15 protein-coding genes, 1 riboswitch and 1 other annotated feature are annotated in these 15394 nt (G+C 31.6%); of the genes, 5 read left to right on the top strand and 10 right to left on the bottom strand.

Going from position 1 to position 15394, the window contains the following annotated elements; translation table 11 throughout:
- Positions 1–4: 4 nt before the first annotated feature.
- Complete coding sequence (gene panC / locus BR66_RS0109390) at positions 5–850, top strand: pantoate--beta-alanine ligase (RefSeq protein WP_026882708.1); 846 nt, start codon at positions 5–7, stop codon at positions 848–850.
- An 82-nt stretch (positions 851–932) separates the two neighbouring features.
- The gene (gene panD / locus BR66_RS0109385; RefSeq protein WP_026882707.1) at positions 933–1316 is read left to right on the top strand and encodes an aspartate 1-decarboxylase; all 384 of its coding nucleotides are present in this window, start codon (positions 933–935) and stop codon (positions 1314–1316) included.
- A gap of 117 nt (positions 1317–1433) precedes the next feature.
- Here panD and bcaP read toward each other — a convergent pair whose 3' ends face one another.
- From bcaP to trhA, 4 genes are all read right to left on the bottom strand, one after another.
- Positions 1434–2852, bottom strand: coding sequence for a branched-chain amino acid transporter BcaP (gene bcaP, locus BR66_RS0109380; protein WP_026882706.1), 1419 nt, complete (start codon positions 2850–2852; stop codon positions 1434–1436).
- 221 nt (positions 2853–3073) lie between these two features.
- A complete protein-coding gene (locus tag BR66_RS0109375; protein WP_026882705.1) occupies positions 3074–3520 on the bottom strand; it encodes a PadR family transcriptional regulator in 447 nt (148 codons plus the stop codon).
- A gap of 3 nt (positions 3521–3523) precedes the next feature.
- The gene (locus BR66_RS0109370) at positions 3524–4372 is read right to left on the bottom strand and encodes a DegV family protein (RefSeq protein WP_026882704.1); all 849 of its coding nucleotides are present in this window, start codon (positions 4370–4372) and stop codon (positions 3524–3526) included.
- A 137-nt stretch (positions 4373–4509) separates the two neighbouring features.
- Complete coding sequence (gene trhA, locus BR66_RS0109365) at positions 4510–5148, bottom strand: PAQR family membrane homeostasis protein TrhA (RefSeq protein WP_026882703.1); 639 nt, start codon at positions 5146–5148, stop codon at positions 4510–4512.
- A gap of 218 nt (positions 5149–5366) precedes the next feature.
- Here trhA and BR66_RS0109360 point away from each other — a divergent pair, with 218 nt between their 5' ends.
- Positions 5367–6284 (top strand): FUSC family protein, encoded by a 918-nt coding sequence (locus BR66_RS0109360; protein WP_026882702.1) that lies wholly within the window; start codon positions 5367–5369, stop codon positions 6282–6284.
- A 200-nt stretch (positions 6285–6484) separates the two neighbouring features.
- Here BR66_RS0109360 and pepV read toward each other — a convergent pair whose 3' ends face one another.
- Complete coding sequence (pepV, locus tag BR66_RS0109355; RefSeq protein ID WP_026882701.1) at positions 6485–7876, bottom strand: dipeptidase PepV; 1392 nt, start codon at positions 7874–7876, stop codon at positions 6485–6487.
- A 254-nt stretch (positions 7877–8130) separates the two neighbouring features.
- Here pepV and BR66_RS0109350 point away from each other — a divergent pair, with 254 nt between their 5' ends.
- Positions 8131–8748: a CAP domain-containing protein gene (locus BR66_RS0109350; RefSeq protein ID WP_026882700.1), complete on the top strand. Its 618-nt coding sequence runs from the start codon at positions 8131–8133 to the stop codon at positions 8746–8748.
- 273 nt (positions 8749–9021) lie between these two features.
- Here the strand turns inward: BR66_RS0109350 and BR66_RS0109345 are convergent, their stop codons facing one another.
- Positions 9022–10377 (bottom strand): APC family permease, encoded by a 1356-nt coding sequence (locus tag BR66_RS0109345; protein ID WP_026882699.1) that lies wholly within the window; start codon positions 10375–10377, stop codon positions 9022–9024.
- A 123-nt stretch (positions 10378–10500) separates the two neighbouring features.
- Positions 10501–10674, bottom strand: a riboswitch (Lysine riboswitch).
- A 193-nt stretch (positions 10675–10867) separates the two neighbouring features.
- Here BR66_RS0109345 and BR66_RS0109340 point away from each other — a divergent pair.
- The gene (locus BR66_RS0109340) at positions 10868–11404 is read left to right on the top strand and encodes an ECF transporter S component (RefSeq protein WP_026882698.1); all 537 of its coding nucleotides are present in this window, start codon (positions 10868–10870) and stop codon (positions 11402–11404) included.
- Between the two features lie 60 nt (positions 11405–11464).
- Here BR66_RS0109340 and BR66_RS0109335 read toward each other — a convergent pair whose 3' ends face one another.
- The 4 genes from BR66_RS0109335 to BR66_RS0109320 form a co-directional block, all read right to left on the bottom strand.
- Positions 11465–11677 carry a heavy-metal-associated domain-containing protein gene (locus BR66_RS0109335; RefSeq protein ID WP_026882697.1) on the bottom strand — a complete coding sequence of 71 codons (213 nt, stop codon included), beginning with the start codon at positions 11675–11677 and terminating at the stop codon, positions 11465–11467.
- A gap of 188 nt (positions 11678–11865) precedes the next feature.
- Positions 11866–13053, bottom strand: a complete 1188-nt coding sequence (locus BR66_RS0109330) for a cation:proton antiporter (RefSeq protein WP_026882696.1) — start codon at positions 13051–13053, stop codon at positions 11866–11868.
- A gap of 92 nt (positions 13054–13145) precedes the next feature.
- Positions 13146–13206: a sequence feature (sodium ion sensor (DUF1646 type); this cis-regulatory element may regulate processes involved in with the transportation of sodium ions), on the bottom strand.
- Positions 13207–13255: 49 nt separating this feature from the next.
- Positions 13256–14650, bottom strand: a complete 1395-nt coding sequence (locus BR66_RS0109325; RefSeq protein ID WP_026882695.1) for a HAMP domain-containing sensor histidine kinase — start codon at positions 14648–14650, stop codon at positions 13256–13258.
- Positions 14651–14663: 13 nt separating this feature from the next.
- Positions 14664–15359, bottom strand: a complete 696-nt coding sequence (locus tag BR66_RS0109320) for a response regulator transcription factor (protein ID WP_026882694.1) — start codon at positions 15357–15359, stop codon at positions 14664–14666.
- Positions 15360–15394 lie beyond the last annotated feature (35 nt).

Here is a 15394-nt window from a genome sequence, read left to right as displayed (position 1 = left end):
AGTAATGAACATATTAAATTCAATAGATGAAGTAAGAAATCAAATAAAAACATGGAGAAAAGAAGGTCTCAGTATTGGTCTTGTACCCACTATGGGTTTTTTACATGAAGGTCATGAGAGTCTTATTAGAAGAGCCGCAAAGGAAAATGACAGAGTTATAGTAAGTATATTTGTAAATCCAACTCAATTTGGTGCAAACGAAGATTTAGAAACTTATCCTCGGGATATGAAAAATGATGAATCTTTATGTTTTAGTGCAGGTGCTAATCTTATTTTTAATCCATCACCTTCAAGTATGTACTTTGATGATGCATGTACAACAATAAACGTAGCTGGGTTAACTGATGGTTTATGTGGTGCAAAACGTCCTGTCCACTTTGGAGGTGTTTGCGTGGTAGTTTCTAAGTTATTTAATATAGTAACGCCTGATAAAGCTTACTTTGGTGAAAAGGATGCCCAACAGTTAGCTGTTATAAAAAGAATGGTAAGGGATTTGAACTTTGACATTGAAATAGTTGGCTGTCCAATAATAAGAGAAACAGATGGACTTGCCAAAAGTTCTAGAAATACCTACCTATCAGAAAATGGCAGGAAAGCTGCTCTAATACTAAATAAAAGCCTTAATTTATCTAAAGAGGCCCTTAAAAATGGTGAAAGAAAGTCCAGCATTTTTAAAGATATAATTAAAGAAAAAATTAATTCTGAAGTCTTAGCTAAAATTGATTACATTGAAGTTGTGGATAGTTTAACATTAAAACCCGTAACAAATATAAAAGCTTCTATTTTAGTTGCCATAGCTATCTATATTGAAAATACAAGGCTTATTGATAATTTTACGTATAAAGCATAATTTTATTAAATCATCAAAGAAAATAGATTAATCCATTACCCTAGTCTATTTTCTTTGAGATTGCCCTACTAAGGAGGATACTATGTTATTAAATATGTTAAAATCAAAAATTCATAGAGCAACAGTCACAGAGGCAAATCTAAACTACGTGGGAAGCATAACCATTGACAAGAATCTTATGGACAAAGCCAATATTGTTGAATATGAAAAGATACAAGTTGTGGATATAAATAACGGAAGCCGCCTTGAAACCTATGTTATTCAGGGAAAAAGAGGTAGCAAAGTTATTTGTTTAAATGGAGCTGCTGCAAGATTTGCTGAGCCAGGTGATAAGGTTATTTTAATGACATACTGCCAATTAGATGAAGACGAAGCTATAGACCACAAACCAATAGTAGTTTTTTTAGATGATAACAATTCAATTTCTCAAATAACTGATTTTGAGAAACATGGAGAGATTAAGTAAATATGTTACAAATTTCAGGGAGGTAAGTAGATTTATTTAACAAATCTACTTACCTCCCTATTTTATTCATTTTTCGTCTTCTCAGAAAACTCTTCATTACCTAACTACTTGCTACTTTTAACTTGTGATTTTTTCCTTGGCTTCTTTATCAGCAATTTGCATAGTACTATGCTTTCTACTATATGCAAAGTAAACAACAAGCCCTAGTGCAAACCATATAATGAATCTAATCATTGTTAAAACTTGAAGTTGAGCGATTAAATATGCACATGCAGCTGCTGATATGATAGGTGTAAAAGGAACTCCTGGACACTTAAATGCTCTTTTAAGATCCGGTCTTTTAATTCTCAATGCTATTACTCCTAAAGAAACAATTATAAATGCTGCAAGTGTACCGATGTTAGTAAGTTCTGAAACGATACCTATTGGTAAAAAACCTGCGATTACGGCTGCTGCTATTCCTACTATAACCGTACATGTTATTGGTGTCTTTGTCTTTTCATTTACATTACCAAGTGCTTTAGGTATAAGTCCATCTCTAGACATTGCAAAGAATATTCTAGTTTGACCAAACATCATAACTAATAATACTGAAGTTATTCCACATATAGCACCAACGGATACTAAAGCTGAACCCCAGTTAATACCTATTTGCTGAAGAGCAAATGCTACTGGAGCTGAAGTACCTTTAAATTTAAGATAAGGAACTACTCCTGTTAATATAGCTGAAACTACTATATAAAGTACTGTACAAATTACAAGTGAATAAATAATTCCCTTTGGTAAATCTTTTTGAGGATTCTTAACCTCTTCTGCTGCAGTAGACACTGCATCAAAACCTATATATGCAAAGAATACATAAGCTGCACCTTTAACTACTCCACTAAAACCATAAGGCATAAAAGGATGCCAATTAGCAGGTTTTACATGACCCACTGCTAAAATTATGAATAATACAATAACTGAAAGTTTTATTATAACTATAATATTATTTAATCTTGTACTCTGCTTAACCCCTGTAATTAAAAGCAAAGAAATTAAAGTAACAATAATAACTGCTGGTAAATTAACAAAACCACCCTCCAAAGGTGCAGATGACAATTTACTTGGAATGGTAATTCCTAAGTTTCCTAGTAAACTTACTGCATATCCTGACCAACCAATTGCCACCGTACCTATACAAACAGTATATTCAAGTATAAGATCCCAACCTATAATCCAACCCCATATTTCACCAAGAGCAGCATAGCCATAAGTATACGCACTTCCTGCAACTGGTACCATTGCGGCAAATTCAGCATAACAAAGTGCGGCAAAAGTACATGCAAAACCGGCTATAACAAATGATAGTACAAGTGCTGGTCCTGAAAAATTTGCTGCTGCCAGACCTGTTATAACAAAAATACCAGTTCCAACAATGGCTCCAATTCCAAGTAAAGTAAGTTCAAACGGTCCCAAAACCTTAGCCAGGGATTTTTTACCCTTCGTTTCTGCGATTAAGACATCAATTGATTTTGTATTAAATATTTCTTTCAAGTAAAAGTCCCCTTTATTAATATTTTCATAACAACTCAGATATATAATTGCTAATTTAATAACAATTATACCATTTTGATATATATATTCAATACCTAATTATCATTTTTACAGCTTAGATGTATTTATGTATTTATTTTAATATATTACGCTAATTGTAAAATTTATATTTCAACAATTTATTAATGATTTTGCCAAAAAAGGACATCATATGATATCCTTTATCCGTATAAATCTTTATATATTATTTTAAATACTTCAAGAGCTTCACTGATATTACCCTTTAAAAGTATTTTTTTATTTTCTAATTCTATAATTCCACCTTCAGTTAAAGAATATACCTTTTGTGTTTTTCTAATTTCATCGTTCCACGTTCCAATTATGTGACCGCTTTTTTCCATTTTTTTTAATAAAGGATATATTCCACCTGTGCTAGGTATCCAGAGGCCATGAGTCTTTTCTCCAATTTTATGTGCTATATCATTTCCATTGGTAGCTCCCAAACTTAAAATATAAAGCGCATATAAAGGAAGTAGTCCCTTTGTAAAAACTTGACCAACTGACTGTTCCTCTTTTTCAATTTTTTTTAGTTTAGCTAATTTTTCTTTGTATTCCTTGTAAAGCCTTTTTTCTTCCTCTTTAACATCAAAGCCTTTAAAGCTACCCATATTTTATTCTTCCTCTACCAGAACAAGCCCTACAAGTCCCGGTCCACTGTGAACTCCTGACACTGGACTTATGCATCCGCCCCAATGCATTGATGTTACATTCTCAAATCTTTCTATAACATCTTTAACCTTTAAGGTGTCTTCTTCTCCATTTCCATGCATAGCATAAGCAGTACATCTTTTTTTGTCCGTTATTTCTTTTGCTATCTCAACTAATTTAGACAAAGACTGTTTTCTACCCCTAACTTTTGCATAAGTAAAATATTTGCCATCAATATCCACTGATATTATAGGCTTTAAATTTAACAATGTACCTATTGTACCTGATACCTTACCTATTCTTCCACCTTTAATTAAGAATTCTAATGTATCTACCACAAAAAACAGGTGTATTCTTTTTTGCAAGGAAGGTATTTTTTCTACAATTTCATCAAGAGTTTTCCCTTGTTCTATAAGCTTTGCACATTCTATCACAAGTGCGCCTTCCCCAAGTGATATGGATTTTGAATCACAAATATATGATTTAACTTCAGGATGATTTTGGCTCACTAATGTTAATCCATTATGAATTCCTGAAAGTCCTGTTGATAATGTTATACCAAGAACTTGTGTATATCCTTCTTTTTTTAATTCCTCGTAAACATCTTCCATATCTTGAAGTGCAGGCATTGAAGATGTTGGTATCTCTCTGGCAAAGCCATCATAAACCTGTTGCGAAGTTATTTCGATTTTATCCTTATACTCTCTGTCCTTATATATAATTCTAAATGACAGCACCTTTATATTGTATTTCTTAACTAACTCATCCGGTAAATCAGCTGTTGTGTCAGTAATTAATGCTACTCTTTCCATTTAGACATCACTCCCAAATTTTTTATATTTCTATAATTTATTATACCAATATTATATCACTACTGAGTATATTATCAATAGTGATATATATACTCAGTAGTGATACTAAGTAATAAAAAAAACTCATCTTATTAATATTAAAGTACATATAAAAGTATGCAAAGAAAATGACAAGTGCTTCCTGCAAGTACAAATAAATGCCATATAGCATGATTGTATGGTATTTTGTCGAATAGAAACAAAACAGCGCCCAATGTATATATTATTCCACCAATTACTAGCAATGCTACTCCTGCTGTAGGCAAATTAGCAATTAATGTTTTTAAATAAAATACTATTAACCATCCCATTACAACATAGACAATTGTAGAAACCACTTCAAACTTACCAGTAAAAAACACTTTTATTGTAATCCCTATTACTGCTGCTACCCAAACTACTCCAAAGATTATCCATCCACCATGGTTTCTAAGTATTGTTAATGCAAATGGTGTATATGTCCCTGCAATTAGAATATATATGGATGCGTGATCAAAAATTCTAAGTACCCTTTTAGCCCTTTTATTAATTATACTGTGATACAGTGTGGAAAATAGGTAAAGTAATACAAGACAAGCTCCATAAATTGTATAACTAACTATGTACCAAGTATTCCCATAATGTGTAGAGAAAACTATAAGGAGTACTAATGCTGAAATTGCAAGAAGTGTTCCTATACCATGGGTGACTGCATTTGCTATCTCTTCACCTTTACTATAAAAACTTTTTTTAGGCATAATTTTCACTCCAATCTTAATATTTTATCTTTATAATAATATTATAGACCAAATTAAAAGACAATAGAACAAATTTATGTATCCTAACAATTTTCAATTTTTATTTAATCGTTGTTAATACCAGTTAAATATCTTATAATATACTTTGGATATACAAAATGTAACATTAATACTTTATACGTAATAACCAAATATTATAATTAAAAAAAGGTGATATTGTGAAATTCAAAGAAATATTTACTAACTTTATGGGCATGAGAACTTTAAAAACAGCTATTGCGGTATTTATATGTATATTGGTCACAAGACTACTGGGCATAGAATATCCCTTTTATTCTTGTATAGCAGCAGTTATTTCCATGCAAGGTTCAGTTTCCTCGTCCTTCCATACTGGTAAAAATAGAATGCTTGGTACATTTGTAGGTGCCTTTACTGGACTTATATTTGCGCTTATCGCACCTGCAAATATTTTTCTAATAGGATTAGGAATTACAATTGTTATATCCATATGTAGTCATTTAAAATGGAATAAATCTGTAAGTATTAGTTGTATAGTATTTTTGGCTATCATGACCAACCTAAATGGGAAAAGTCCCTTTATCTACAGCTCAGGCAGATTAATTGAGACTTTTATAGGTATAGTTATTTCAGTAGCTGTTAATTATGCCATATACCCTCCAAAATATTTGAATAGAATAATTTTATCTAGTAACACGCTTGTAGATAATACAATTTTATTTTGTGGAAACAAATTTTGCCATAATATTACCATGGATATCCAAGTTATAATTAAAGAAATTTCTCATTTAAATACGCATATAGAAAATTACAAAAAAGACTTTATAATAAAAGCAAGAGAACTTATAGAAATAAATACAGTTTTAGATATTATAAAAATATGTGACCTAATACTTATAAGTATTAATATTATCAATTCTTTGGGTGATAATTTACATATAAATGATGATAATAAAAAAAGGCTCACCAAATTATATAATTACAATTTAGATGATCTAATCTATGAAAACAATAATTTGAATATAGTCTTCAACTATCATCTCAATATAATAATAAACTGCATGGAAAAACTATTAAAATTCGAAATTAACAAAAAACAAATAGGCAACGTTCACTAACGATTATTGTATGTAAAAGCAGTAATAAACTGCTATGGAGTTTTAGAGTGACAAGTTTCAAGTGACAAATTGTAGACAATTTTTTGCTAACGCAAAACAATCAACCAAATATAATAATATTGGGTTGATTGTTTTTATTTTGCCTAAAGGCAAAATATCCTTAACTTGTCACTTATCACTTAATAACTGCTTCTCTTTCACTATTTGGCTAGTTCAAGAATAGTATTGGCATAAATTTTAGCATTTGCTACTAAATCATCAATTTCAATATATTCATTAGCTTGATGATCTAGATCTGGTTTTCCAGGAAATATTGGTCCGAAAGCAACAATGTTAGGCATTTCCTTAGCATATGTTCCTCCTCCAATAGATAATAACTTAGCTTCTTCTCCTGTTTGCTCTGTATAAACCTTTTGAAGTGTTTTTATAAGTTCATGATCTTCAGGGAAATATAATGGTTCCTGATGTTGCATATTTTCAATAACCATTCCAGTACCACTTATTTTTTCATTAAATGGATTCATGAGTTCTTCATAAGTCTTAGTTACGGGGTATCTTATGTTTAAAGCAAGTATTGCTTTATCTTCATCAATATTTACAACTCCTAAATTAAATGAAAGTTTACCTGAAATTTCATCTTCTAGCCCTATTCCAAAAGATTCTCCGTTAGTTTCAAGTCCAACATATTTATTAAAGAAATTGATCAAATCTAGTATATCTGATTTTCCAAGATCAAGTTCGCCTAAGAATGCAAAAAGTTCCATAATCGCATTTTTACCTAGTTCTGGTAAACTTCCATGAGCCGAAATTCCGAAAGCTTTTATTATTACCAAATCATCTTTTTCTTCTGCTTTTAAATCATATCCTGTTCTTTCTGCAAAATGGTAGCAACTTTCAATTACGCTGCTTTTTAAATCAGCTTTAACTCCTGCTTCACAATAATCAGGAACCATATTTGATTTTTGTCCACCTCTTATATATTCAATGGATATTTCGCTTTCTGACTTAACTGAAAGCTCCTTAACAAGGTCAAAAGTAGTAATACCCTTTTCGCCATTTATTATTGGATATTCAGCATCAGGAGTAAATCCCGATATTGGTGGTTTCTCTCTTGCAAGATAGTATTCAAGTTCTTTGCTACCAGATTCTTCGTTAGTACCAAAAATAACTCTTACCTTTTTTGAAAGAGTAGCGCCTGAATCTACAAGTGCCTTAAGTCCAAACAGTGCAGACATTATAGGTCCTTTATCATCTGTTGTTCCTCTTCCATATATTTTACCATCATGTATTTCAGCTGCATAAGGTGGATATTTCCAACCAGAACCCTCTGGTACTACATCAAGATGTCCTAAAACACCAACATATTCTTCTCCAGTTCCATATTCAGCATATCCCACATAATTATCTAGGTTTACAACCTTAAAACCTAGGTCACTTGCTATAGTCAATACTAATTCAAGTGCATTAGCTGGTCCTTCACCAAAAGGCATACCCGCTTTAGGTTCCCCCTCTACACTTTTTACTCTTACAACGTCTTGAACAGCTTCAACTAATTTTTCCTTAAGCAAATCTACTTTACTATTAATGTCCATATATTTTCCCTCCATTATGCTAGTCTTTATATTACTAGTAACTGCTTATATTATAAGCTTTATTAGTAAAATTTATCAACTATTCAGATACAAGTCATCAATTTATTTTTAATCGCTCCTAATATAAAACGGCACTGGTATATATTTCTTACTATAAAAAAACTAATTTATCACAAGATATCTTTAGATACTTTCACATTCACATTCACATTCATGATCATAATATAAACAAAATAATTCAAAGAGGTGAACCTATGAATAAAAAAGTTATTTTATCTTCATTACTTTTTTTCACCATGTTATTTCAAAATACAGTTTATGGTGCAAATTTAGCATATACTGTGAAGCCTGGCGATAGTCTATGGAAAATATCCGTGAAGAATGAAACTGGTATAAGTGAATTGATCTCCTTAAATCCGCAACTGAAAAATCCAAATTTAATATATCCAGGTAATGTTGTATACATACCCAATATACAGGATATAAAAACAGCAGAAAATGAAGTTATTAGGCTAGTGAATATCCAAAGAGTAAATAATGGTTTGCCAAAACTTACAGCCAATTGGCAACTATCAAGAATAGCCAGATACAAATCTCAAGATATGATAAACAAAAATTATTTTTCTCACATTTCACCAACCTATGGCTCTCCTTTTAATATGATGGAAACCTTTGGGCTTAAATTTTCTGCCGCTGGTGAAAACATAGCAATGGGACAGCAAACTCCTTCTTCAGTTGTAACAGCCTGGATGAACTCCCCAGGTCATAGAGCCAACATTTTAAATCCATCCTATACTCAAATTGGAGTTGGCCTTGCAAAAAACAAAAGCGGAACTTGTTATTGGACTCAAATGTTTATTAAACCCCTATAACTAATTTAACTTGTTATTTTCTGGATTCTACCTTAATTAATTCACATACGCAGCATGGCATTATATGTGAAAGAGGCTATTCGAGCGGACTTTAGAAAGACTTAGGCTTACGTTTCTTGAATCCCGTTAAAAAACCTTTACTGTTTGAGCATAGCGAGTTTAAAGGTTTTAGGGATTTGAGAAACGTAAGCCTTAGTCTTTCTAAGTTTAGCGAGTAGCATCCGAACATATAATGCCATGCTACCATGAGCTTTATTAAGGATATAATTCGTGCTAAATTGCCTTGTTTCTTAAAGCATTTATCTTATCCTTATTTTTTAAAGACATATAAATATAAAATGGTATGCCTGCCAATATTAAAAGGAAACCATACATAACAATTTCTGCTCCAGAACCATATATAGCCCAAACTGCATATATAAATCCAAGAAGCGGAACAATGGAATTTTTAATAAATGTGAGTAAATTAAATTTATCTCCTCTTTTGGATATTAGCATAATTTCTGATGCAGCTGTCATTGCATAAACTGGCAAAAACGACAACGTTGCAAGTAAAGCCACAAATGAAAATGCTGATGTAAAACTTTTATTATAATTCATAAATAGAAGTATATTTACAAGTACGGACCCAATAATTAATGATGCATAAGGTGTCTTGAATTTAGGATGTACCTTAGAAAAAACGCTTGGAAATATTTTATCATTTCCAGCAGCGTAAGCTACACGTGCTGTAGACAAAATCCATCCTATAGTAGTTCCAAGTATACTTATTACTGCTCCAATAGTTACAAATGTTACAACGCCGCTTCCAAAATATTTTGAAAGTATATCAGCTATTGGCGCTCCACTTTGGGATAGATCAGTATTTGACTCTGCTCCCATAGCTGCTATATTTATACCCATATACATAACTGTTGCAATAATTATTCCAAGTATAGTACTTCGTTTAACATTTTTTTCTGGATTTTTTATTTCTCCAGCAGTAATTGAAGCACTCTCAAGTCCAACAAAAGCCCAAAGAGTAGACGTTGCAGCAATGGGCATAGTTCCTATACCCTTACCTTTTGGAAATAGCGGCATCATATTAGCAATATGAAAATGCATTCCTGCGGCTACAATAAAAAATAAAAATAAAAGAATCTCAAATACAGTTATTGTAGTTTGAATTTTTCCTGCAAGTCTAACTCCTACTATATTTACTATAGTAAATATCCAAAGTATTCCACTTGTAAATAAAAGACCTGCAATATGACTAGTACTTAGTATTGGAAATAACATTCCCGCATAACTTGCAATAGCAATCACAACCGCTGCATTTCCAATCCAGGATCCATTCCAGTACAACCACGCACTTAAAAATCCTGTAAAATCCCCAAATGCACTCTTAGAATATTCATAGGGACCACCAGTTTTAGGTATTTTAGATCCTAGCTTTGCAAATGACAATGCCAAAAAAATGGATCCAACTGCAGTTAGCACCCATGCAAGCATTGTTGCACCAGGCCCTGATTTTTTTGCAAGGGTTGCTGGAAGCATAAAAATACCTGACCCCATAATATTACCTGTAACTAATGCTGTTGCAATAAAAAGCCCTATATCCTTTTTTAGATGTGTTTTTTTTTGTTCCATAAATTTGCCTCCTTATCGGTAATTTCCGATAAGCGAATTTCACTAAGATGAGCATTAAAAAAAGCCCTGAGTATTGATCACTCAAGACTTAACACATATATATAATATATATGAAAATTCATTTTGAATGATAGCTCTCCACAAAATAGTTGTGACAGTTTTACGCATATTCTACATAAAACCAGTTATATAGTATTTAAGCTTTTACTATAAACTTCGGCGAAATTTCCTTTTTATCTGTCTCATCTTGCTTTTATCCACAGATATACTATTAAATAACGCACCTCTACCTCAGTTATTCACTTACGATTCCTTATTATGCACTATAGCAAACTTTATGTCAACTAGTTACCTTTCAATTGACATTGATTATTAATTAAATAAGCATATAATTAACTTAGGACATGAAATAAATTTATTCACTATGAAAGATGTGATTTGTGTTTTTTTATGTTGATTAATATAATTTTAAACAAAAGGTGGTGATATCATGAATAGTAATTTAAAAAACCTAACAAGAGCAGCTTTCCTTCTAGCCATTGCTATAATATTTCAATTAATAGGAAGAACCTTTCCTGGTATAGGTCAAATTCTAGTTGGTCCAGCTGTTAATGCCATACTAATTCTAACTGCTACAATATGTGGCTTATGGCTAGGAGTTGCTGTTGGTATTCTAACTCCACTCCTGGCTTGGATACTTGGACAACTTGCTGCTCCACTTGCCCCATTTATACCATTTATAATAATAGGTAATCTAATATTTGTTATACTCTATTATAACTTTACAAAAATCAATAAATATGGAGATATTATTGGAATAATTATTGGTGCGCTATTTAAATTTTTATTTTTATTTTTATCAGCAACAAAAATAGTTATTGCATTAAAACTCTTTACTAATCCTAAAATAATAAAAACCCTTTCAGTTGCTATGGGTGCTCTGCAGCTTATAACGGCTATAGTTGGTGGCGTGATTGCGTTGTTACTTTTAAAACTTTTAAAAAATAAAATCCTCATAAACAGTTAGAGGTTTAAAGTTAAGACCAATATAGGACTAACTCCCATATTGGTCTTAACTTGTTACTTACTATAGGTTTTCTATTTTAACTACATCATATCCAGCATCTTCAACGGCAAGTTTAATTTTTTCATCGGTAACGCTGTCCTTTATGTCCAGTTCTGCTGATTTATTTTCAAGACTTACATCTATCTTTTCTGCACCTATTTCCTCTAATGCCTCTGTTACATGATTAACGCAGTGGTTACAACTCATTCCTTCTATTGATATTAGTTTTTTCATTTAAAATCCTCCTCAGAATTATTTATTAGTTAGTTGCCTAACTTCACCCCCGTGGGGTTGTTCTTTGTTAAAATTAATCTCTCATAGTTAAATGAGAGTAATTTGCTGTTGATTTTGATTTTCATTTATATTATAACATAATATTGTGTAGATTTTATGTGGATTTTAAAAACATATTCACATTCTTTTTACGCATCCACGGCCTTCTCATTTCTATGTGAGAAGGCAATTTTAAGTAAAACTGGCGTTATTACAGTGGTAAGAATAACTACAATTATGGTTGGAAGAAATATTTCCTGAGAAATAATATGTTTCTGTAATCCTATATTTGCAGTAATTATAGCCACCTCTCCCCTTGATACCATCCCTACTCCAATCTGCAGTGACTCACTTTTACTCATCTTTAATAATCTTGCAGCTCCTCCGCATCCAACTACTTTTCCAATAACAGCTACAACAAACATAACTAAAGTTATTTCCAAAACCTCTAAATTAAATCCCTTTAAATTAGCTTCAATACCGACACTGGCGAAAAATATAAGTGATAAAAACCCTGATGAAATTGCCTTAACATTTTTTTCTATATATACTTTATGTGCCGTAGCAGAAAGCACTAAACCACATATATATGCGCCAGTAATACCTGCTATTCCTATTTTCTCTGCAATAAAAGCTATTATAAATGCAGCAGCTAGGGAAAAGGTCAATAGTTCCCTTCCTGGTTTCATTATTTTTGTAAACTTATTTAAATATCCTGGTAAGTATACTATTGTAGCTATTGATATTATGCAAAATAAAAGTATTTTACCTATAGTTAATAAAAGACTTAATGTTTGTGCTCCGGAATCTGCATTTGCTCCAGAAGTTTGTGCTAATGCAAGAACTACAGATATTAATACAAGCCCTAAAACATCATCAATTACTGCCGCACCAAGAATATTAATACCAGACCTTGTATTTAATTTTCCAAGTTCAGTAAGCGTCTCTACTGAAATGCTCACACTTGTAGCTGTTAATATTACTCCAACGAATACATTTTCCCATGCATTGTTAAAGAACATATATGCACTTCCAATTCCTAGTATAAGCGGTACTAGCACACCTACCATTGCGATTACAAATGATGTAAAACCAGCTTTTTTAAACTCCTCAATGTTTGTTTCAAGTCCCGCCAAAAACATAAGCATGATTACTCCTAGATTTGCTAATAGCTTTATATTGTCATCGTATTGTACAATATTTAATACCACTGGTCCAAGAATTACTCCTGCCACAAGTGCACCAAGCACCTCTGGCATTTTTAGTTTTCTACTAATAATTCCTCCTATCTTTGTAAACATAAGAATTAATGCAATATCTAATAGTGTTTTTTCCATATTAATTCCTCCTATTTTTAATTTGAATATAAATAATTATTACATATTAGGTCCGCTACAAAAAACAAAAAGAGTGGGAATCCCTAAAAAAGGACTTCCCACCCCAGAAGACACAAACTCTCTTGAATACAGACAACTTCTGCCTGCTCAACCGTAAAACCGATATAAATTACGTTAAGTGTATCACACTTTAATTAGCAAATCAATAATTTCTAGTAGGTAAAATTATAATAAATTCACTTCCCTTTCCTTCCTCACTATAAACTTTTATTTTTCCACCATGAGCTTCCACCAATGCCTTTGTTATAGTTAGACCTATTCCTGAACCACCAGTATTCCTACTTCTTGATTTATCACCTCTATAAAATCTTTCAAAAATATAAGGCAAATCCTTCTGTGAAATTCCAAATCCATTATCCTTGACTTCAATAACAATGTCATCTTCTACCTGTTTTAATATTATATTTACCTCACCTTTGTCTTCTAGATATTTATATGCATTTGAAAGCACGTTATCCATAATTTGTATTATCTTATCTTTATCCATAAACACAATGACCAATATTGTATTTATGGTCAATTTATAATTTTTTTTGCTATACATAGGCTCAAAATTTTTTATGATATTAACTAATAGGTCTTCAATGTTAAATTTGCTCCTGTTTAAAACCAAATTTACTTCTTCAAGTTTAGAAAGATTACGTAGATTATTAACTAACTTAATAAGTCTTTCTATCTCCTCATAAAAGCTTTCAAGTCTTTCCTTTGTTGGCTCCCATATTCCATCAAGCATTGCTTCAATATGAGCCTTTAAAATAGAAAGTGGAGTTCTAAGTTCATGTGCCATATCTGAAGTCACACTTTTTCTAAGCATTTCTTGTGCTTTTAGAGTACTACCTAGAAAATTCATGGAGCTTGATAATTCAATAATTTCTTTTGTATTTGTTTTTACTTCACATCTAGCATTCAAGTCACCATTTCGTAGTTTGTTAGCAGCATTAGTTATTTTAACAAGTGGTTTTGACAGTTGTCTTGAAAAAATCATACTAATAAAAAAACCCAGTACTAAAGCGATAAGTGCTGATAAAGCAAAAGCCTTATTTAACGTGATTTTAAATTTTAATGCATCACTATTTATATAGGAGTCATCAAAATATCCAACAACTATATTGCCAATCTTTTTATTGTTTTTTTGTAAATTGTATTTTACTTCGGTGTAATTTCCCTTCTTACCTTCATCATTGTTTTCCATCATTGAACCCATCATGAAATGTTTTTTTGATTTATCTTTAGTGCTTGTATTATCATAGGATGAAATTGTTTTTCCATTTATATCTTTAACCTCTACAAATAATTTTTCCATAGATGAATATCTTTTAATATCCTCCATATCTACATCCGAAAATCCAGTTTTTTCATTATATAAACCCTCAGTGATTTTTGTCATTTTTTCTATTTTGCTTTTCTGCTCAGCTACAAGGTAGTCATTAAACCTTGAACTAATCATTAAATTAGAAATAATTGAAGTTGATACTATAGCTATAATAACAGATAAAAGAAAACCAAAAGCTAACTTTTTAAATAAAGATATCTTCATCTCGTTTCTCACCCTACCCTACAAATTTATATCCCATCCTATATATTGTGATAATATATCTAGGTTCTTTAGGATTGTCTTCTATTTTTTGTCTTAGATTTTTTATGTAGGTATCTATGGTTCTATCCACACCGTCATAATCCATCCCAAAAGCTCTCTCTACCAATTCCTCTCTAGAAAGAACTTGTCCTGGACTAGTTAGTAGTGCTTTTAAAATCTTAAATTCATAAGTTGTCATATTTAAAATATTGCCATTCTTAATAACTTGAATTTTTTTTATATCAACTTTTAAATCTCCACCATTAAAAACAAGAACATCTGCTAATGGTTCGGTATTCCTATAGGATCTTCTAATTAGTGCACCTACCCTAACTACTAGTTCTCTCACGCTAAAAGGTTTTGTTAAATAGTCATCTGCACCTATGGATATTCCTTCAATCTTATCCTCTTCCTCACTCTTTGCTGTCAGCATTATTATTGGAACTGTAGACCTAGCCCTTATCTTATTACAAAGCTCTATTCCTGATATTTTGGGAAGCATTAAATCAAGAACTAAAAGGTGTACTGTCTCATTTTTAAATATATTTAAAGCACTTTCTCCATCCAGTGCAGTTATAACCTTATAATCTTCTTTTTCAAGATACGCTCTTACCACCTCTAAAATTTTTTGCTCATCGTCCACCACAAGTATGATTTTTTGTTTTCCCATAGTATTCACCCCAAACGTTTCTTTTAAGCATTATG

Origin of the sequence: Clostridium akagii DSM 12554 (assembly GCF_000686725.1) — a bacterium.
In the GTDB taxonomy this organism is placed as follows: domain Bacteria; phylum Bacillota; class Clostridia; order Clostridiales; family Clostridiaceae; genus Clostridium_I; species Clostridium_I akagii.
Note: the sequence above shows the minus strand (reverse complement) of the source record. Positions and strands in the feature narration are given on the sequence as shown.